Here is an 18,909-nt window from a genome sequence, read left to right on the forward strand (position 1 = left end):
AGAGGGGATCATGGACGAGAAGGAAAATCTGGCAATCGACCGGCGCTCGGTGCTTGGCCTTGCCGGAGTCGCCGCACTTGCCGCCAGCAGCGCCCGCGCCGGCCAAAGCGAAGCGCCCGCCGCGCGGCCGACGCTGTTTGTCAACATCGGCATCTACCGGGCCGACAAGGTCGAGGAGAACAGCGCGCTCGCCGTCGTCGGCGGCAAGATCGCCGCCATCGGCGAGACTGCCGACCTTCAGAGCCGCTACCCGAATGCCGATATCTATGATGGCCGTGGCAAGGTCCTGCTGCCCGGCCTCGTCAATTGCCACGCCCATCTCGCCGCCACCATTGCGCGCGGCTTCAACGAGGATTTCGGCTTTCCCAACTCGGCCAAGCTGGCGCTCAACCCAAACAGCCTGCTCTCTCCCGATGAACGCCGGCTGATGGTCGTCGTCGGCGCGCTCGAAGCCATCCGCACCGGCACCACGACGCTCGTGGAAAACACCAGTGGCATTGCCCCCCATGCCGCGGCCCTTGCCGATTCCGGCCTGCGCATGGTCTTCGCCGAATCGGTGCGTGACAGCACCAATGTCGCAGGCCCGATGGCACCGACCGGCTTTGCAGCCAGCGTCCAGCCCGTCTTCTCGCAAGCCGAGCGGGAAGAGGGCATGGCCCGCATCGCCTCGCTCCATGCGCGCTGGCACGGCGCCGATGGCGGGCGCGTCAATGTCATGCCCGCTGCGGCCTTGGCCGAAACCTCATCGCCCGAGCTGCTCGCCGCCGTGCGCGCCTTCGCGGACAAGCACGACCTCAGCTACACCATTCATCTCTCGCAAAGCGTCGCCGAAGTCGATTTCATGAAGCGCTGGCACGGCGTCAGCCCGGTCGGCTTTCTCGCCCGCCACGGCTTCCTCGGCCCTCGCCTGTTCGCCGCGCATCTTCGCTATGTCAGCGATGAGGATATCAAGACCTTCGGCGCCAGCGGGGCCTCCCTCACCCATCAGGCCGGCATGGCCGCCAATCGCGGCGTTATCCCGCCGGTCCCCGCGCTCCGGGCTGCCGGCGCAGGCATTGCGCTGGGCACGGACAACAATACCAATGATGTCTTTTCGGTCATGCGCACGGCGCTGCTCACCGAGCGCATTGCCCGCACCGACCCCTTCCCCGGCACACTGCCACAACCCGAAGACATGATCGAAGACGCCACCATGGGCGGTGCCCGCGCGCTCGGCCTCGCAGGTCAGACCGGCAGCATCGAGGTCGGCAAGGCCGCCGATCTCATCGTCGTCAACACCATGGCCGCGCACCTCGTGCCCTATGGCCGCTTCATCTCCTCGCTGATCCACAATGGCCAGCCCTCCGACATCGAAAGCTCGATGGTGGCGGGCCGCTTCATCATGCGCGACCGCAAGGTGCTGACCTATGACGAAGCCGCGATCATCGCCGAAGCCGACAAGGTCGGCCGCCGCATCTGGACCCAGGTGCGCGAGGCCGGCCCGATCCGCATCCCCGGCCGTCCCAACGCCTGACGCGCGCGGACGAACGATCAGCCCAGCGGCGGCCCCGGCGGCATCGGGAAGCGCGACCGCGGAAAGCCCCCCCAGGTCGATGACGCCGACTTGGGCGCGTTGCCGGCGGGATCTTCCAGATAGCGGGCGATATCGCGCGCCGACTGGCGATAGAAAGCGGCCGTCAGCGCATCATTGGCCCGGCGCTTCTCTAGCGACGCGCCGAGCCGCGCCAGCGTGTCGAGTACATAAGCCCGCGCCGTCTCCGATCCATCGGTCGCCGCACCCAGGATCATCATCGCATCAAGAACAACCTTCTGCGTGACCCGGCGCAAGGCCGCTTCCTGCCCGGTTCCCGCACTGACGTCCCAGCTGTTCGCCATAACCATGTCGACCATTTCGGCAAAGCCGAACGCCTCTCCGCCACGCGCTTCGAGCGCCACCATCCGCGCCGCGCGCCCTGAGTCGAACAGCGGCTCGATCACCAATGCCGTCAGGATGCGTGCCGCGCGCAACTGGTCGAACACGGCATCGCTTGAAAGGTCCTCCAGCGAGCCGCCCGGGTCACTGGTCAGCATGGCCAGAAGGTCATCGGGCAGCATCAACCCTTCAGGCGCGATCGCCGCCATCAGCCGCGCCATCACATCGCGCTGCAGCGACGCCGGCACCGGCTCGGTCGGCGGCAGCGGGTCGCCCGGCACGACGATATTCTGATACTGGTTGCCGATGTAATTCAGGCCGGACTCGATCGCGTAGCGGTGGTGCAGATAGACCATCCACAGCCGGGCATCACGCAGCGCCCCCACCGGCTCGCCCGCGCTCAGCGCCTTGCTGCCATAGTCGGCAAGCATGATCCGCCGCGCCGCCATGGTCTCGTCCAGATATGCGGTCGGCGTGGCCCGGTCGTCATACCAGGTCCAGCGCGGGTCAGTGTTGGGCACATAGATGATCCCGTCGCCGCGCATGTCGGCAATGATCGCATCCAGACCCGCCTTCTCGGCCGCCGCCGGCAGCGGCGTATAGGCATAGCGCACCATGAACGCATCATAGGCGCCCGTCTGCTTCTCAAAGGCCTCGCTCAGATCGAGCCGCCCGTTCACCACCTTCACCCTCGGCGTCGGATACTCCATCACCGAGGCCCGGTCATTCAGGCTGGAGGCGAAATTATGCCCGAAGCCAAGCGCATGGCCCAGTTCATGGGCGGTCAGCAGCGCCTGCCGCTCAAGGATCATCGACCGCTGGCCAACCGGCATCCCGGCCATCGCGTCCCCAAGCACCAGCGCCGGGTCAACCGCCATCACGCCCGTCCCATCACCCGGCAGGCCGGCGGCATAGGCATCCCAGTAATTGGCGATGGTGCGCACCCGGTGGCTGTCCATCCGCGTCTTTGAGCCGAGAATCTCGCCGGTGCGCGGGTCGCGGTAGGTACCGCCGCTCGAAAAGCCGCGCTCATCGCGATTGATCCACTGCACATAGGCATAGCGGATATCCATCGGGTCCATGTCAGCCGGCGCGTCGCGCGCCTCGATCGCCTCGATGAAGCCGGCCTTCTCAAACGCCTTGTTCCAGCCGAGCAGCCCCGCCTTCATCGCATGCCGGATCTCGGCCGGAATGCCGGGATCGAAGTAAAAGACGATCGGCTTCTTCGGCCGGCTCATCGCGGCGGCCGGATCGGCCTTTTCCAGACGCCAGCGCGTCACCCAGGCCTCATTGGTGTTCTCGCTCACCGGCTTGGAATAATCACGGAACCGGACCGCGCTCACACCAATCCGCGGGTCCGCCTGACGGGGCACATAGCCGCTCGGCGCCTTCAGAAAGCTGTGGTGGATCCGCATCGAGAATAAGCGCGGCTCCGGCGTCACATTGCGCACCAGCGCCCCGGGCTCATCGACGACAAAGGTCGCCACCGTCTCGATCTCGGTGTTTTCCGGAAAGGCCTTCAGCCGCTTCGCCTCAAACCGGCTACGTGCCGTATCAAACCGGAACCGCCCCTGCTTGAGCCGCGCCATCGCTGCCTCGATGCCGGCCGCATCGCGCATGAACAGGCCGGTTGCATCCGCCATCACCTTGCCACCCGTCGTCGACTCGATCGGCAGGCTGGCCAGCACCGAGGTCGGAAAACTGTCCGCCACGACCTGCTTGTGCGCCGCATCACCATTCAGGGACCGGTAGTCGAGGTTCTGCTCCACCACCTGCACCCGGTCACCGTCGCGCACGAAATGCACCACCGCCGTGCGCAAGATGCCCCGGTCGAGCGGCAAGCCGACCGAGCCTGACCCGCTGGCAGCAGAGACATAATAGAGCACGTCCTGATCAAAAGCGGGTACCTCAAGCAACACACGGCCCTTCGCCGCGTCATGCCGCAACGGCATGAAGCTTGAGTCCGTCATGGTCGCCACCGTGTTCGCGCTCGGCTGTGCCACCGCCACCGTCGGCGCTGCCGCAATCAGAATCGTCGAACAGCCAGCAATTGCAGCCGAGCTCATCAACACACGCACGGAACGCCGGAAGATCATCGCCAAACCCCTCTTTGCACCCGGTCCCCACCGGACAGAGAGCCAAGAGAAGACCATTGCCTCATAATGTCAACGGCCTGAGTCTCCAGCCCCGGCGCCGCTTGACGCCCTATTTGTCATTCATGCAAAGTGACAGATTATTGACGATGCGTTTCGGCAAGAGGGGCCATGATGACATGGAGCGCGACAGCAAACACCGGCATGGTCGTCAATGCACCACTCGTCGTGAGCGAAACGATGGACGGCGAAGCCATCGTCATGCACCACGGCAGCGGTCGCTATTTCGACATGATCGGGAGCGCCGCGCTGATCTGGAGCGCCATTGAACAGGGCGCCAGCTACGGCCAGATCGCACAGGCACTGGCGCAGGCCTATGATCTCGAGCCTGCCGCCGCCCAAGCGAGTGTCGAGGCGTTTGTACAAGTGCTGGAAAGCCACGACCTGTTGCGCGTGGCCGACACGCCCGCACCTGCCTCGCTCGATCTGCCAGCCGTTGCCGGCCCCTATGCGCCGCCCCTTCTCGGCGTCCACGATGACCTCGCAGACATGCTGCTTCTCGATCCCATCCATGATGTCGACGACGTCGGTTGGCCGGCGCCGCGCCCGCTCGATGCCGCCGGATGAGCCACGCCGAAGTTTCAGTGGTGGTGCCATGCCACAATGATGCCCGCCACATTGCGGCGGCCATCACATCGGTCCTGACCCAGACCCATGCGCCGTCAGAGGTGATTGTCGTCGATGATGGCTCGACCGACGAAAGCGCCGCCATCATCGCAAGCTTCGGCCCCCGGGTGCGGCTGCTGTCACAAGCCAACAAGGGCGCGGCGGCTGCGCGCAATGCTGGCGTTCGTGCCGCCCAAGGCGCGCTCATCGCCTTTCTCGACGGGGACGATATCTGGCCCGAAAACAGCCTTGCGGCGCGTCTCAATGTGTTAACCGCAACCGGCGCCGATCTGGTGTTCGGCCAAGTGCGCCAGTGCCGCGGGGATGCCGGCCCTCAGGCGCCCGGACTCGGCCCCGATCTTCCCGGACGGCTGGCCGGCGCCATGCTCATCCGCCGCACCGTTTTCGACCGCGTCGGCCCCTTTGACGAGCGCCTCGCCACCGCTGAAACCATCGACTGGGTCGCCCGCGCCGCCGATGCCGGCATCAAAGAGGCCGGCTGCGACGCGCTTGTCCTCTATCGCCGCATTCACGGTGCCAATCTGATGATGCGCAACCATGATACCAACAGCAACGCGCTCGCCGTGCTGCGTGCCGCTGTCGCCCGACGCCGCGCCGCGCCGGAGGTCACCAGTTGAGCCAGTTGCACCTCTGGCCGAACGCTGCGGAAAAGCTGCTGCTGCGCGCCGCACTGGCCAGGGGCGAAGAGGCGATCAACGCCTTTGCCCTCTGGAGCGCCGGCATCGACTGGGACGGCGACATGGAAGGCGGCAGTTTCCGCCTGCTGCCACTGGTTCACGCCAATCTCGCCGCCCAGAGCTGCAAACACCCCCAGATGGGACGACTGGCCGGCATCTACCGCTATCACTGGTGCGCCGCCCAAACCCATATCCAGAATGGTCTGAAGGCGCTCAGGCTGCTGGGGGAGGCCGGGATCCCGGTCATGGTCAGCAAGGGTCTGGCCCTGGCCTGCACCGTCTATGCAAGCCCCGCGCTGCGCCCGATGTCCGATATCGACCTTCTCGTTCGCGAGGCCGACGCGCTGCGGGCGTTCGAACGACTGACCGCCGCTGGATGGGCCGAGCCGCGCGACAGCCATGCACAATGGTCGGCGCGGCGCGCTGACATGCTCGTCCTCACCATTGGCTGCAATCTCCATCATCCGTCAGCGGGCGAGATCGACCTGCACTGGGCACTGATGCATGAGGCCAGTGGCAGCGATCTCGAAGACGCCGTCTGGTCCGGCGCCCAGCGCTTCACGGTCGGCGCCGACACGCTTGTGCGCCCCTCGACAACCTTCATGTTGCTTCACGTCATCGCCCATGGCCTGCGGCCCAACGCCCTGTCGCCGCTGCGCTGGGTCGCTGATGCGGCCATGCTGCTGGCGCGCGATGCGGAATCGATCGACTGGCAGCAGTTTCACCATTGGGCCGGCCGGCTTCATGTGGGACATCGCGTGTGTCAGGGTCTGGCTTTCCTGCGTGACGAACTCGGTGTTGCTGTCCCCGATGTCGCCCTGCCCGGACCGCTCCCCGCCCCGGACTGGCTGGAGCGGCTGGAAAACCGCGCCTGGCTTGCGCGCCTCAGGCGACCCGCCGATGCGCTGCCCTCGCCGCTCGATCGCTCTGTCCAGCTCGCGCGACTGGTGGCCGGCACCCAGCGAAGCGCGCTGCCCGGCCTCGCCGCCGGCTGGCTCAGGCGCCGCCTGGGTGTTGCCTCATGAGCACGCCGCGCCGACAGGCCTGGCGTTGGTACGCCGACCATATCGCCCCGCAAAAGGGCGTGCTCACCGCACTTCTGCTGGTCACCACGCTCATCGGTCTCGGCAATCTGCCCGTGCTCTGGCTCATCCGTCAGGCGCTTGATGTCGCCATACCAGCGGCCGACATCACCGCCATCCTCGTCATCGGCGGCGCCATTCTCGGCCTTCGCCTGCTGCTCGCGGCGCTCACCCTGATGCTCGCCGGGCCGGTCGCCCGGCGGCTGCGCGCCACGACTGCGGCAATGCGCGCGTCGATGCTAAACGGGCTTTACCGGCTGGATTGGGCCGCACGCGCAGGGCTGGACAATGCCCGCACCCAGGCGCGGGTCATCCACGACAGCGAGCGCATCGAACAGATGAGCCATGCCCTGTTCCATGCGCTGCTGCCCGGTATCGCCCCGCTCCTCGTCTTCATCGCGGTGATGGCCTCGATTTCATGGCCACTGACGCTGCTGCTGCTGGTCCTCGGGCCGATGCTCCGCCTCGCCAGCTGGGTCACCACCCGCTGGCTCAAGCGCACCATCAGCCACTATCAGTCGAGCTTCGAGCGGTTTCATATCGCGACCGAACGGGCGCTCACGCTGCTGCCCGTCGCCCGCATGCAGGCCAATGAAGCCCCAGCCCTCGCCCGCCATCGCCGCCATGTCGATGATCTCGCCGCCAGCGGCACCGACATGGTGAAGGCCAGCGCCGCCAATAGCCAGGCGACAGGGCTGGCATCGAGTCTCGTCGCCGTGCTGGTGCTGATCGTGGGCGGCATCGCAGTGGCGCGCGGCAGCATGTCCATCGGCGAGCTGGCCGCCTTCTTCATCGCCGCCACCCAGGTCAACGGCGCCTTGGCCGGCATGCTCGGCGGCCTGCCGCTGCTCCTCGGCGGCGACGAGGCGCTGCTCCGCCTCGCCGCCATCCGCAGCCATGGCCAGCCCAGCGACGAGCCCGGCCGCGAGCCCCCCGATTTCGGCCAGCCGCTGATCGTCGAGGCGGTCGACTTTCGTCACGGCCAGCGCGCGATCCTGAATTCGGTGTCGTTGCGCGTGAACAAGGGCGAGATCACCGCCATCGCCGCTGCCAATGGGCAGGGCAAATCCACGCTCATCGAGCTGCTCGCCGGGCTGCTGCGCCCCGCGCATGGCTCGATCCGGCTCGGCCTGACGGCCCTGTCCCGGCTCGACATGGTCCAATACCGCCAAGGGATCGGCATCCTCCCGCAGCAGCCCGTGTTCGTCGATGGCAGCATTCGCGACAATATCCTCTGCGACCGGCCCGGAATCGACGACGACGCACTGGCCGGCGCTGTTGCAGCGGCCGGCCTGCAACCGATCATCGCCCGCCTCGGCGGCCTCGACGGTGCCGTGGGCGACGGCGGCCAGCGCCTGTCAGGCGGCGAGCGCCAGCGCATCGCACTCGCCCGCGCGCTCGTCGGTCGCCCCGCCCTGCTGCTGCTTGACGAGCCGAGCAACCATCTCGACGAGGAAGGCATCGCGCATCTGCTCGCACAGCTGTTCGACACGCCCGACCGGCCAACCTGCCTCGTCGCCACCCATGATCCCCGGCTGCTGGCGCGCGCCGACCATGTCTATGATCTCGCCGATGGGCAGCTTGTCCTCCGCCCGCGCTTGCGCGTCGCCCAACCGCTCGCCCAGCCATGACCAGCGCCAAGCCACCCGGCCCCGAAGTCCCCAGCCACCGATCCGACCTGCCGCATCGCAGCGAGGCCGACCAGCAGGCCTTCTTCGATACCGTTCTGGCGCTCGCCAAGGAAGCCGAGGCCAAGGCCGGCACCGAAACACATGACCTGCTGATCGCCGGCAACCGCATCCGCCTGTGCTTCGCTGGTCCAGCGCTTGCTCCACTGCTGTTGCCGGCCCTATCGCACCTCGTCGTGCCCGACAGCGACGCCGCACCTGATCTCACCCTTCATGTCTGGGACAGCGCCAGCACCGGCGTCGACATCTGTCCGCCCCCCGTCGCCCAGCATTGCTTCAGCGACCGTGGCGACATCTGGACCTTTCACAGCCAGCGCGTACTCAGCGCCTTTCACTGGAGCGAATTCTCGCTCAACCTGCTCGATCTTCCGGCGCGCACCGGCATCTTCTGGGTGCGCACCAGCGAGCGACTGCCCTATTGGACCCAGGCCTCGCCGCTGCGCACCCTGCTCCACTGGTGGATGTCGTCGCAGGGCCACCAGCTCGTCCATGCCGCCGCTGTCGGCACCGCCGATGGCGGCCTGCTGATCACTGGGCGCGGCGGTGTCGGCAAATCCACCACCGCGCTCGCCTGCCTGGCCGCCGGCCTCGCCTATGCCGGCGATGACTATGTCCTGCTGACGATCGAAGATGGCCGGCTCATCGCGCACAGCCTCTACCGTACCGCCAAGATCAACCCGGATGACACAGCGCGTTTTGCCCGCTTCAAGCCGCGCATTCTCGGCGAAGAGGCCACCGCCGGCGACGCCAAGGCCGTCATGTTCCTCGATGAAGGCCTCACCCCGCGCCTGCCGATCGTCGCGGCCCTCACCCCCCGGTTCGGCACGTCGGCCGAAACCGGCATCGAGCCGATTTCACCCGCGCTGCTGATCGGCGCCGCCACCTACACAACCCTGGCCCAGCTCCCCCATGCCGGCCAGCAGACGTTCGACTTCATCGCCGCTGCACTGGCGCTGGTGCCCGGCCACCGACTTGTTCTTGGCCATGATGTCGCCCGTGTGCCTGCCGCCATCGCCGCCCTGGCCAAGGCCCCGGGCGCGAAGGACGACGCCCGGCAAGAGGCTGCCGCGCCCCTCGTCAGCGTGATCATCCCGGTATTCAACGGCGCCGCCTTTCTCAAGGATGCCGTCGCCAGCCTGCTGGCCCAGCACCATCCCGAGCTGGAAATCATCGTCGTCGATGACGGCTCCACCGACGATATCGACGCCGCCATCGACGCGCTCCCGGTGCAGGTGCGCGTGCTCCGCCAGGCCAACGCCGGCCCGGCGGCGGCCCGCAACCTCGGCCTGCGCGCCGCTTCCGCCGATCTCATCGGCTTCCTTGATGTTGATGATCTCTGGCCGGAAGGAAAGCTCGGCGCCGCACTCGACTGGCTAAGGGGCAATCCGGACTGCGACGTCGTCACCGGACAGGCCCAGCTTCTCGAACGACTCGAAAACGGCAGCTACCATTTCGTCGGCAACCCGGCCGACAATTTTCCCGACTATATCGGCGCCGCCCTCTACCGCCGCCGCGCCTTCGAGCATGCCGGCACCTTCGACCCGCTGCTTCGCTTTGGCGAAGATCTGGACTGGTTCGCCAACGCAAGACGCACCGGCCTGCGCATCGACCGTCTTGACATGGTCACCCTTCATGTCCGCCGCCACGCCCGCAATTCAACCCGCGGCAAGACCGCCATCGACCTGACACCGGTGCGCCTCCTGCGCAAGGCGCTGGCAGCACGCAGGGGAACTTCAGCAAACTGAAAAAATGGTGGGCACGACAAGGATTGAACTTGTGACCCCTGCGATGTCAACACAGTGCTCTACCACTGAGCTACGCGCCCACACTGCGGGCCTCCTATCGCCCATTTTCGGCGCTGGCAAGGGCCTCGCTCGGGGTGCAGGCGGCCGGTGGCACATCTGGCCGCACACAAGAGCACTGGCGGAGGGGCTGGCTGCGGCCTAACAATGGGGTGATGACACCGTCGCTCACGCCCAGCTTCACCCTTTCCGGCGATGCCGATGGCCGCTGGCCGCTGGTGCTCGCCTCTCCGCATTCGGGCCGCGAATATCCGCCGGCCTTCCTTCGCGCCTCGCCGCTCAGCCACAGCCAGCTGCGCCGCGCCGAAGATGCCTATGTCGATCATCTCCTCGACGGCATCAGCGGCGTGCCGGTGCTCAAGGCCCGCTGGTCGCGCCTGTTCCTCGATCTCAACCGCGCCGCCGACGAGATTGACGCCGGGATGTTCGATACCCCGCTCGGCATCCCCGTCCGCCGCTCCGAACGTGTCGATTGCGGCCTTGGCGTGCTGCCACGAATCGCCGGCCATGGCCTTGATATCTACCGCGCCAAGCTCGGCGCCAGCGAAGCGGCCGAGCGCCTTGCCGCGCTGCACCTGCCCTGGCACAGCCGCCTGACCAGCCTGCTCGCCCAGGCCCGGCGTCGGCACGGACATGCCGTCTTGATTGATTGTCATTCCATGCCACGTCCCGCCGGCGTCAGCCCACCGCAAATCGTGCTGGGAGACCGGCATGGGCGAAGTGCTGCACCTCAGCTCGTCCAGCGCATCGAAGCCCATTTCAAGGCCCAGGGCCTCCGCGTGGCCCGCAACAGCCCCTATGCCGGCGGCTACACGACCGAACATCACGGCCAGCCCGATGCCAGCATCCACGCCGTGCAGATCGAGATCGACCGCACCCTCTACATGGACCCGCTGCGCCTCACGCCAAACAGCGGGTTCGAACGGATGGCCCGCATTCTCCAGTCACTGGTGCACATGCTGCTGCAAGACATGCCCGGCCTCGGCCTCGACAGCAGCGATGATGGCTGGGCCGTAGCCGCTGAATAAAAAAGTGGCCGCTCCGCTTGAGGGGAAGCGCGGAGCGGCCAGGGTTCGGGGTAAGAGCCGGTCAGAGGGGGATCTACCGGCTCTCGCGACAGCGGCGCATCAAAGGGGGGGAAGCGCGCCGCTGCCGGCTCTCAGGACATGGGCCTTGATTTCTCCCGTTCAAGACCTTTCCCGAAAATTTTTAGTCCCACTCAAAAGCTCACCCGCGCCGTCACGCGGATATCGCGACCAGGCAGCGGCGCCACATTCTTCAGGAAGCTCGAATGGCGGCGCGCCTCGACATCAAAGATATTGTTCGCGCTCACCATCAGCAGCGTATTGCTGTCCGCGCCGAGCGGCTTCCAGTTGATGCTGGCATTGACCATCGTCCAGGCGTCGGTTTCGCCCTCGAAAACCGCAACCCGGCGCTGCGCCGTCGCATGTTCCACCTCGATCCGGCCACCAAAGGCGCCGCCACCAGCCTGCACACCGCCGAGCATCCGCAGCGGCGGAATGCGGGGCACGGGGCCAAGCCCGCCCAGCAGATCGGCCCGGGTAAAATCGAGCAGGCCCGTCACCTCGACGCGCGTTTCGCCAAGATCGGCCAGGGTCAGGGCCGCATCAATTTCGGCGCCCCAGAAGCGCGCACCCGCCTGAGCATATTCGAAGATCGGCAATTCCTCGTCTTCATCGATCACGCCGGTCGGGTTGAGAAAGATGAAATTGCGAAAGCGCGTGAAGAAAGCGCTCGCCTCGATGCGCCAGCCGTCACCCCGACCACGCAAGACCGCCTCGACGCCGTTCGAGGTTTCCTTGGTGAAATCAACATCGCCGATCTCGATGGCCTGTGTTGCCTTGTGCGCCCCGTTCGAGAACAGTTCTTCGGCCGACGCCGCCCGCTCGCTATGGGTTGCCGACAGCGCCAGCCGCCAGCCTTCGCTCAACAGGAGCGAGGCGCCGAGCGCGCCAGAGAATGTGTTGAACGTCCGCGACACACCCAGCGGCTGTGAGTTCACCGACGTGTTTTCATAGCGCGCGCCAGCATCGATCTTCAGGTCGCCGAAATCATATTCCTGCAGCGTGAACAGGCCGAACTGGCTGGTCTGATTGAGCGGAATATAGGCCTCCTCGCCCACCACTTCGAACCGCCGCGAGACGTACTGCACACCGCTCGCGCCCTGCCAATTGCCCTTGGCGCGCTGGACAAGCTCGAGACGGCCCTCAAAGGCATCATTGAAGAAGCTGGTGCCGATCTCGCCATTGTCCTCGATTTCGTCATGACGATAGTCGGCATAGCCAAAGCGGAACTTGAGCGCTTCGAAGCCGCCCGTCATCGGCACCAGGGCGCGCGCGTCGACACGGGTCTGGCGCATGTCGAGCCGGATGTTCTGCTCGGGGCCTTCCTCGCCCTCTTCGCCGCCAGCCAGATTAAAGGGCCGACCGTCGCCAACAAAAGCCGTGCGCGTATCCTCGCCCTCGCCAAAGCCGATCGGCAGCGCATTGGGAACGGCATAGTCCGACCGCAAGTGGCTCACCGCAACGCCAAGCTGGCCACCGCCCGGCGCGAACCACGCGAAACCGCCGCCATAGTTATAGCTCTCGACATCGCTGTTGGGCACGCGGCCACGCAGCGCCGCCTGCTCGGCCGCCTCGCCGCCCTCGGCCTCACCCCGGGCTCGCTCGCCAGCGGAATAGACAAAGTCCCCGGTGCGATAGTCGCCCGTCTTCAGATAGCTGCCATCGGCGTGGAGAACGAGGGCCGAGCCATCGCCGCGGCGAAACAGCGGCAGATCAACCGAGCCGGCACCGCCACGCTCGTCAGCGGCCGAACCATAAACGGCCGAGGCATCGACATGGACCGGCTCATCGGGAACTTCGCGGGGAATCCGCCGGTCAACGATATTGACCACGCCGCCAATCGCGTTGCTGCCGTAAAGCAGCGCGGAAGGGCCGCGAACCACCTCCACCCGGTCCACCAGAAACGGGTTGATCGCGACCGCATGGTCGGGCGACGTGTTCGACACATCGAAGCTGCCGATGCCATCCGTCAGCACGCGCACACGTTCGGCATCCTGACCGCGCAGAATCGGCCGTGATGCGCCGGGACCAAAGAAGGTCGTCGAAACACCCGGCTGCCGCGACAGCGTCTCGCCGATGGTCGGCCGGGTTTCACGCACCAGCGTGTCACCTTCAAGAACCGCCGCCGCCGTTGTCAGGCTGAACCGGTCGCGCGGAAACGGCGCGGTGACGATGATCTCCGGCGAAATACCGCCATGCAGCATCGAATCCCCGGCCGAAGGGGCCTGCGTCTGCGCCTGTACAGCGCCACCCAGCGCCACCGAACCCATGAGACTGGCCAGCAAGGAACGACGAACGATCATGATATAACCTCTCAGAAACCGATCTCGAGGCTGCCTAGATGTAACATTATCACCCGTCAAGCGGTGGCGTATCAGCCCAGCATGTCGCGCAGCGCGCTGCGGGGGTAGGTGCCGATCAGCTTCACTCTCTCGGTATGAAAGGCAAGCTCTTCCATCGCCAGCCGCACGGCCGGCTCCTCGGGCCTGCCTTCGATGTCCGCGTAGAACTCGGCGGCCGAAAAACTGCCGCCGCGCAAATAGCTTTCGAGCTTGGTCATGTTGACGCCGTTAGTGGCAAAGCCGCCAAGCGCCTTGAAAAGCGAGGCCGGCACGTTGCGGGTCAGAAAGGTAAAGCTGGTCATCGTCGGCACCCCGGGGGCCACTTCGACCGACTCGCGGGCCAGCACGACGAACCGGGTCGTATTATGGTCCGCATCCTCGATGCCGCGCGCCAGCACATTGAGACCATAGAGCTCGCCCGCCAGCGCCGAGGCGACCGCGCCCCGGCTGGCATCGCCGGCGTCGGCAACCGCCGCCGCCGCACCCGCAGTATCGAAATGACCGACCGGCTCAAGCCCCCAGCCGCGCAGCCGGGCGCGACACTGGCCAAGCGCCTGCGGATGGCTGAGGACGGCACGAAGATCAGCCTGGTTGCCGATCCCCAGCAGGCAATGGCGCACCCGCACGAAATGTTCGGCCACGATATGCAGCCCCGCTTCCGGCAACAGGAAATGCACGTCCGCCACCCGCCCGTGCAGCGAATTCTCGATCGGAATCACGGCCCGCGCGGCGCGGCCGGTCTGCACAGCCTCGATCGCATCCTCAAAGGCAACGCACGGCAGCGGTGAGGCGGCGGGAAAAGCCTCGCGGACGGCCTGGTGCGAATAGGCCCCCGGGGCCCCCTGAAAGGCCACGGCGCGTGAAGGGTCAATGGCGGCAAGCGCCTCCATGTCGGCAACAAGCGCGGCAGCGCAGGGAGAATAGCTGGTCATGCCATCCGACTAGCCGCCACTTGGCTGTGCGGCAACGCAAAAGCTTGCCGCCAGACGCGGCGCTGTTATAGGCCGTGCGCAAGTCATAATGCGGTGCAACAAAGCGCTGCATCCGAAGCGCGGGAGAGAGACGTGGACAGTTTCGAGTTCAACAAGATCGCCGGTGCGACGCTGGCCAGCACCATCGCCCTGCTGGGCCTGTCGATCGTCACCGACTCTGCCTTCACGCCGAAACTGCCCGAAAAGCCCGGCTATATCATCGAAGTGCCCGAAGCCGAGGTTGCCGACGCGCCGGAAGCCGACGCCGAGCGTCCGATCGAATTCTTCCTCGCCTCGGCCACCGCCGAGCGCGGCGAGGCCGTATTCAAGAAGTGCTCGGCCTGCCACAACGCTGCGCCGGGCGGCAGCAATGGCATCGGCCCCAATCTGCACGGAATCGTCGGCGCGCCGGCCGCCTCGCGCGGCGGCTTTTCCTATTCCGACGCGCTCGGCGCCATGAAAGGCCAGAGCTGGTCCTGGAACGAACTCAGCGCCTGGCTGGCCGATCCCAAGACCTATGCCGCCGGCAACAAGATGAGCTTCGCCGGGCTCAAGAAGCCTGAGGAGCGCGCAGCGGTCATGGTCTGGCTCAACCAGCAATCGGCCAACCCACTGCCGTTGCCCGAAGCGCCTGTCGAAGCAGAAGCCGAAGTGCCGAACGAAGCCGTGACCGAAGAGGCCGCCGAAACAGTCACCGGCTGAGCCAGACCGCCGCTGGACGCTGCCGGCGACATCGCTAGACTGGTTGCCATGTACGGCCTGCCGCGACGCACTGTCCTCTCGCTCCCGATATTGGCCCTGCTGCCGGCAGCAGCGGGTCAAGCCCATGATTTCGCCCCGCTCGCGGCGGCGGCCCATGCGGTCGAGCGCGTGAGCGGCGGCCGCTGCGGTCTGGCCGTGCTCGACACCGGCACAGGCCAGCGCTTCGCCATTCGCGGCGATGAGCGCTTCCCCATGTGCAGCACCTTCAAGATGGCTCTGTGCGCCCAGCTTCTGGATTCAATCGAACAGGGCCAGACCTCGGCCAGCCAGACTGTTCCCATCACCCAGGCGGACATGGTCTCGCACGCGCCCTTCACCCAGCCCAGGATCGGCCAGTCGGCGACGCTTCTCGAACTCGCCGCCGCTGCCATGGTCACATCCGACAATCCGGCCACCAACCTCATCCTGCACCATCTCGGCGGCCCTGAGGCCTTCACGGCGTGGGTGCGCAAGCAGGGCGACAAGGTCACCAGGCTCGATCGCTATGAGACGATGATGAGCGAAGGCCTGCCCGGAGACCCGCGTGACACCACCAGCCCCGAGGCCATGCTGGCGCTCGCCCAAAGCCTGCTGCTGGGCGAGACCCTCAGCGCCGCCGCCCGCGCCCAGCTCATTACCTGGATGCATGCTTCCGAAACCGGCGACGACATGGTTCGCGCCGGCCTTCCAGACGGCTGGAAAGAAGGCAACAAGACTGGCGCGGGCGATCGCGGCATCCGCAACACCATCAGCCTCATCACCCCGCCCGGCCGGCCCCCGCTGCTGCTGACCATCTACATCGCCGAAGCCGAGCGCGACATCGCCCTGCGCAATCGCCATCACGCCGCTCTCGCAAGGGCGCTCGTCGAATCTATCGCTTGACGGCGCGCCGCCGATCTCTATGAGCGGCAGCGGGCCACGCCGTCCCAACGCGGCGCGCGCTCTCTGTGAGGAGAGAATATGACTGACAAACCTGCCGCGCGCCCCGCGCGCCCCCATTTTTCGTCCGGCCCCTGCGCCAAGCGCCCCGGCTGGTCACCCGACAAGCTGAACATTGAAGTTCTTGGCCGGTCGCACCGGTCCAAGCTCGGCAAGACGCGCCTCCAGCACGCCATCGACCTTACTCGCGAGGTCCTCGAAGTCCCCAGCACCCACCGTATCGGCATCGTGCCGGCGTCCGACACCGGCGCCTATGAGCTAGCAATGTGGGCCATGCTCGGTGCCCGGCCGGTCACCATGCTGGCCTGGGAGAGCTTTGGCGAAGGCTGGGTGACCGATGCGGTCAAGCAGCTCAAGCTCGATCCCGTGGTGGTGCAGGCGCCCTATGGCGAATTGCCCGACCTGACCCGTATCGACCAGAGCCACGACCTCTGCTTCACCTGGAACGGCACCACCTCCGGCGTGCGTGTGCCCGGTGGCGAGTGGATCCGCAGCGACCGCGAAGGCCTGACCCTCGTCGATGCGACCAGCGCCGTGTTCGCGCAGGACATCCCCTGGGACAAGGTCGATGTGCTGACCTACAGCTGGCAGAAGGTGCTCGGCGGCGAAGGCGGCCATGGCATGTTGATCCTCGGCCCGCGCGCCGTCGAGCGGCTGGAGAGCCACACCCCCGCCTGGCCGCTGCCAAAGATCTTCCGGCTGTTGTCCAAGGGCGAGCTCAACGAAGGCATCTTCAAGGGCGAGACCATCAACACGCCCTCGATGCTGGCGGTCGAGGATTACATCGACGCGCTTGAATGGGCAAAACATAGTGGCGGGCTTCAGGAGCTCATCGCCCGCGCCGACGCCAATGCCGTGGCGCTCTCGCGCTGGGTCGCCCGCACACCATGGGTCGAGCATCTCGCCAAAGATCCGGCGACGCGCTCGAACACAAGCGTCTGCCTGACCCTGCCCGGCACCACGCCCGAGCAGGTCAAGGCGATGGTGGCACTGCTCGAAAAGGAAGACGCCGCCTATGACATCGGCGCCTACCGCGATGCCCCGCCGGGCCTGCGCATCTGGTGCGGCGCCACGGTCAACACCGCCGATATCGAGGCGCTGACGCACTGGCTCGACTGGGCGCACGCCCAGGTCACCACCTGACATTCAGCACCCTCGCGCCGCCGCCCAGTGGCCGCGCGCACCCCTTTCAAGGATCAAGACATGACTGCACCCAAAGTTCTCATTGCCGACCAGATGTCGCCCAAGGCGGCCGAAATCTTCCGCGCACGCGGCATCGAAGTCGATGAAATCACGGGCCTTTCAAAAGACGAGCTGATCAGGATCATCGGCCGCTATGACGGCCTCGCCGTCCGCTCGGCGACCAAGGCGACCAGCGCCGTCATCGCCGCCGCCGACAATCTCAAGGTCATCGGCCGCGCCGGCATCGGCGTCGACAATATCGACATCCCGGCCGCCAGTGCCAAGGGCATCGTGGTGATGAACACGCCCTTCGGCAATTCGATCACCACCGCCGAACACGCCATCGCTCTGATGTTCGCGCTCGCCCGCCAGCTCCCCGAGGCTGATACCAGCACCCAGGCGGGCAAATGGGAGAAGAACCGGTTCATGGGCGTCGAAGTCACCGGCAAGACGCTGGGCCTGATCGGCGCCGGCAATATCGGCAGCATCGTCGCCGACCGCGCATTGGGGCTGAAGATGAAGGTCATCGCCTTCGATCCCTTTCTCACCCCCGAGCGCGCCGAGCAGATGGGCGTCACCAAGGTCGAGCTCGACGAGCTGCTCGCTCATGCCGACTTCATCACCCTGCACACGCCGCTCACCGACAGCACGCGAAACATCCTGAGCGCGGCCAATCTGATGAAGACCAAGCCGGGCGTGCGGATCATCAATTGCGCGCGTGGTGGGCTGATCGACGAGACGGCGCTCAAGGCCGGCCTTGAGTCCGGCCATATCGCCGGTGCGGCGCTCGACGTTTTCGCCGAGGAGCCGGCCAAGGACAGCCCGCTGTTCGGCACGCCGAACTTCATCAGCACGCCTCATCTCGGTGCCAGCACCGACGAGGCGCAAGTCAATGTCGCCATTCAGGTGGCTGAGCAGATGAGCGACTTCCTGCTCACAGGCGGCGTCACCAATGCGCTCAACGTGCCCAGCCTGTCGGCCGAGGAAGCGCCGCGCATCCGGCCCTATATGGCCCTTGCCGAGCGGCTCGGCGCACTCATCGGCCAGCTTGAAGGCCAGACCATCACCGCCGTCAAGGTCGAGGTCGAAGGGGCCGCCGCCCAGCTCAACATCAAGCCGATCACCGCTGCCGTGCTGACCGGCCTGATGCGGCCGCATTCGGACACGGTCAATATGGTCAACGCACCGTTCCTCGCGCGCGAGCGAAACATCGCCATCGCCGAGGTTCGCCACGACCGTGAGACCGACTATCACACCCTGCTGCGCGTCACCGTCTCGACACCCGCAGGCGACCGGTCAGTGGCTGGCACGCTGTTCGGCAATGCCAAGCCGCGCCTGACCGAGCTTTTCGGCATCATCATCGAAGCCGATCTTCAGGGCCGCATGCTCTACATCGTCAACGAGGACAAGCCGGGCTTCATCGGCCGCCTCGGCTCGGCGCTCGGCGAAGCCGACGTCAACATCGGCACCTTCCACCTTGGCCGCCGCGATGAAGGGGCCGAAGCCGTGCTGCTGCTCTCGGTCGATGGCGACATCCCCGATCCCCTGCTCTGGACCATCTGCCGGCTGCCCGGCGTGAAGGTCGCCAAGGCGCTCAGGTTCGCCTGAAGCCACGTCAACACCCTCGGAGCGGGCGCCCGGCCTTTCGCGAAAGGCCGGGCGCAAATCATGGCAACCCCTTCTCATTTCGTGCCGCCCTGTTAAACGG

The 18,909-nt window shown here is 66.3% G+C and carries 14 protein-coding genes and 1 tRNA gene; 11 read left to right on the forward strand and 4 right to left on the reverse strand.

The genetic code is table 11. The annotated features are described in order from the left end of the window. Positions 1–10 precede the first annotated feature (10 nt). Positions 11–1,513, forward strand: a complete 1,503-nt coding sequence (locus tag ACMVO5_RS06400; protein ID WP_416909219.1) for an amidohydrolase family protein — start codon at positions 11–13, stop codon at positions 1,511–1,513. A 17-nt stretch (positions 1,514–1,530) separates the two neighbouring features. Here ACMVO5_RS06400 and ACMVO5_RS06405 read toward each other — a convergent pair whose 3' ends face one another. Next, the gene (locus ACMVO5_RS06405) at positions 1,531–3,978 is read right to left on the reverse strand and encodes a zinc-dependent metalloprotease (RefSeq protein WP_416909220.1); all 2,448 of its coding nucleotides are present in this window, start codon (positions 3,976–3,978) and stop codon (positions 1,531–1,533) included. Between the two features lie 198 nt (positions 3,979–4,176). Here ACMVO5_RS06405 and ACMVO5_RS06410 point away from each other — a divergent pair, with 198 nt between their 5' ends. Genes ACMVO5_RS06410 through ACMVO5_RS06430 form a run of 5 tightly spaced genes read left to right on the forward strand, consistent with a single transcriptional unit; the run spans position 4,177 to position 9,884 of the window. Next, positions 4,177–4,632 (forward strand): PqqD family protein, encoded by a 456-nt coding sequence (locus ACMVO5_RS06410; protein WP_416909221.1) that lies wholly within the window; start codon positions 4,177–4,179, stop codon positions 4,630–4,632. After that, positions 4,629–5,309, forward strand: a complete 681-nt coding sequence (locus ACMVO5_RS06415) for a glycosyltransferase family 2 protein (protein ID WP_416909222.1) — start codon at positions 4,629–4,631, stop codon at positions 5,307–5,309. Before ACMVO5_RS06410 ends, ACMVO5_RS06415 begins: the two co-directional genes overlap by 4 nt. Next, positions 5,306–6,394, forward strand: coding sequence for a nucleotidyltransferase family protein (locus tag ACMVO5_RS06420; RefSeq protein WP_416909223.1), 1,089 nt, complete (start codon positions 5,306–5,308; stop codon positions 6,392–6,394). The genes ACMVO5_RS06415 and ACMVO5_RS06420 overlap by 4 nt, the downstream gene beginning before the upstream one ends. After that, positions 6,391–8,082 carry an ATP-binding cassette domain-containing protein gene (locus ACMVO5_RS06425; protein WP_416909224.1) on the forward strand — a complete coding sequence of 564 codons (1,692 nt, stop codon included), beginning with the start codon at positions 6,391–6,393 and terminating at the stop codon, positions 8,080–8,082. Before ACMVO5_RS06420 ends, ACMVO5_RS06425 begins: the two co-directional genes overlap by 4 nt. Next, positions 8,079–9,884: a glycosyltransferase gene (locus ACMVO5_RS06430; RefSeq protein WP_416909225.1), complete on the forward strand. Its 1,806-nt coding sequence runs from the start codon at positions 8,079–8,081 to the stop codon at positions 9,882–9,884. The genes ACMVO5_RS06425 and ACMVO5_RS06430 overlap by 4 nt, the downstream gene beginning before the upstream one ends. A 5-nt stretch (positions 9,885–9,889) precedes the next feature. Here the strand turns inward: ACMVO5_RS06430 and ACMVO5_RS06435 are convergent. After that, positions 9,890–9,964 (reverse strand) — tRNA-Val (locus ACMVO5_RS06435). A gap of 132 nt (positions 9,965–10,096) precedes the next feature. Here ACMVO5_RS06435 and ACMVO5_RS06440 point away from each other — a divergent pair. Continuing rightward, positions 10,097–10,969 carry an N-formylglutamate amidohydrolase gene (locus tag ACMVO5_RS06440; protein WP_416909226.1) on the forward strand — a complete coding sequence of 291 codons (873 nt, stop codon included), beginning with the start codon at positions 10,097–10,099 and terminating at the stop codon, positions 10,967–10,969. A 191-nt stretch (positions 10,970–11,160) separates the two neighbouring features. Here ACMVO5_RS06440 and ACMVO5_RS06445 read toward each other — a convergent pair whose 3' ends face one another. Beyond that, entirely contained in the window at positions 11,161–13,329 is a 2,169-nt protein-coding gene (locus ACMVO5_RS06445; protein WP_416909227.1) for a TonB-dependent receptor, read from the reverse strand. Positions 13,330–13,400: 71 nt separating this feature from the next. Then, the gene (locus ACMVO5_RS06450) at positions 13,401–14,300 is read right to left on the reverse strand and encodes a prephenate dehydratase (protein WP_416909228.1); all 900 of its coding nucleotides are present in this window, start codon (positions 14,298–14,300) and stop codon (positions 13,401–13,403) included. Between the two features lie 132 nt (positions 14,301–14,432). Here ACMVO5_RS06450 and ACMVO5_RS06455 point away from each other — a divergent pair, with 132 nt between their 5' ends. The 4 genes from ACMVO5_RS06455 (at position 14,433) to serA (ending at position 18,809) form a co-directional block, all read left to right on the forward strand. Continuing rightward, complete coding sequence (locus ACMVO5_RS06455; protein WP_416909229.1) at positions 14,433–15,041, forward strand: c-type cytochrome; 609 nt, start codon at positions 14,433–14,435, stop codon at positions 15,039–15,041. Positions 15,042–15,089: 48 nt separating this feature from the next. Further along, a complete protein-coding gene (bla, locus tag ACMVO5_RS06460) occupies positions 15,090–15,962 on the forward strand; it encodes a class A beta-lactamase (RefSeq protein WP_416909230.1) in 873 nt (290 codons plus the stop codon). 78 nt (positions 15,963–16,040) lie between these two features. Then, complete coding sequence (locus ACMVO5_RS06465) at positions 16,041–17,162, forward strand: phosphoserine transaminase (protein WP_416909231.1); 1,122 nt, start codon at positions 16,041–16,043, stop codon at positions 17,160–17,162. 60 nt (positions 17,163–17,222) lie between these two features. Next, positions 17,223–18,809: a phosphoglycerate dehydrogenase gene (serA, locus tag ACMVO5_RS06470; protein WP_416909232.1), complete on the forward strand. Its 1,587-nt coding sequence runs from the start codon at positions 17,223–17,225 to the stop codon at positions 18,807–18,809. Positions 18,810–18,909 lie beyond the last annotated feature (100 nt).

This window comes from Polymorphobacter sp., from assembly GCF_048007885.1.
GTDB lineage: Bacteria > Pseudomonadota > Alphaproteobacteria > Sphingomonadales > Sphingomonadaceae > Sandarakinorhabdus.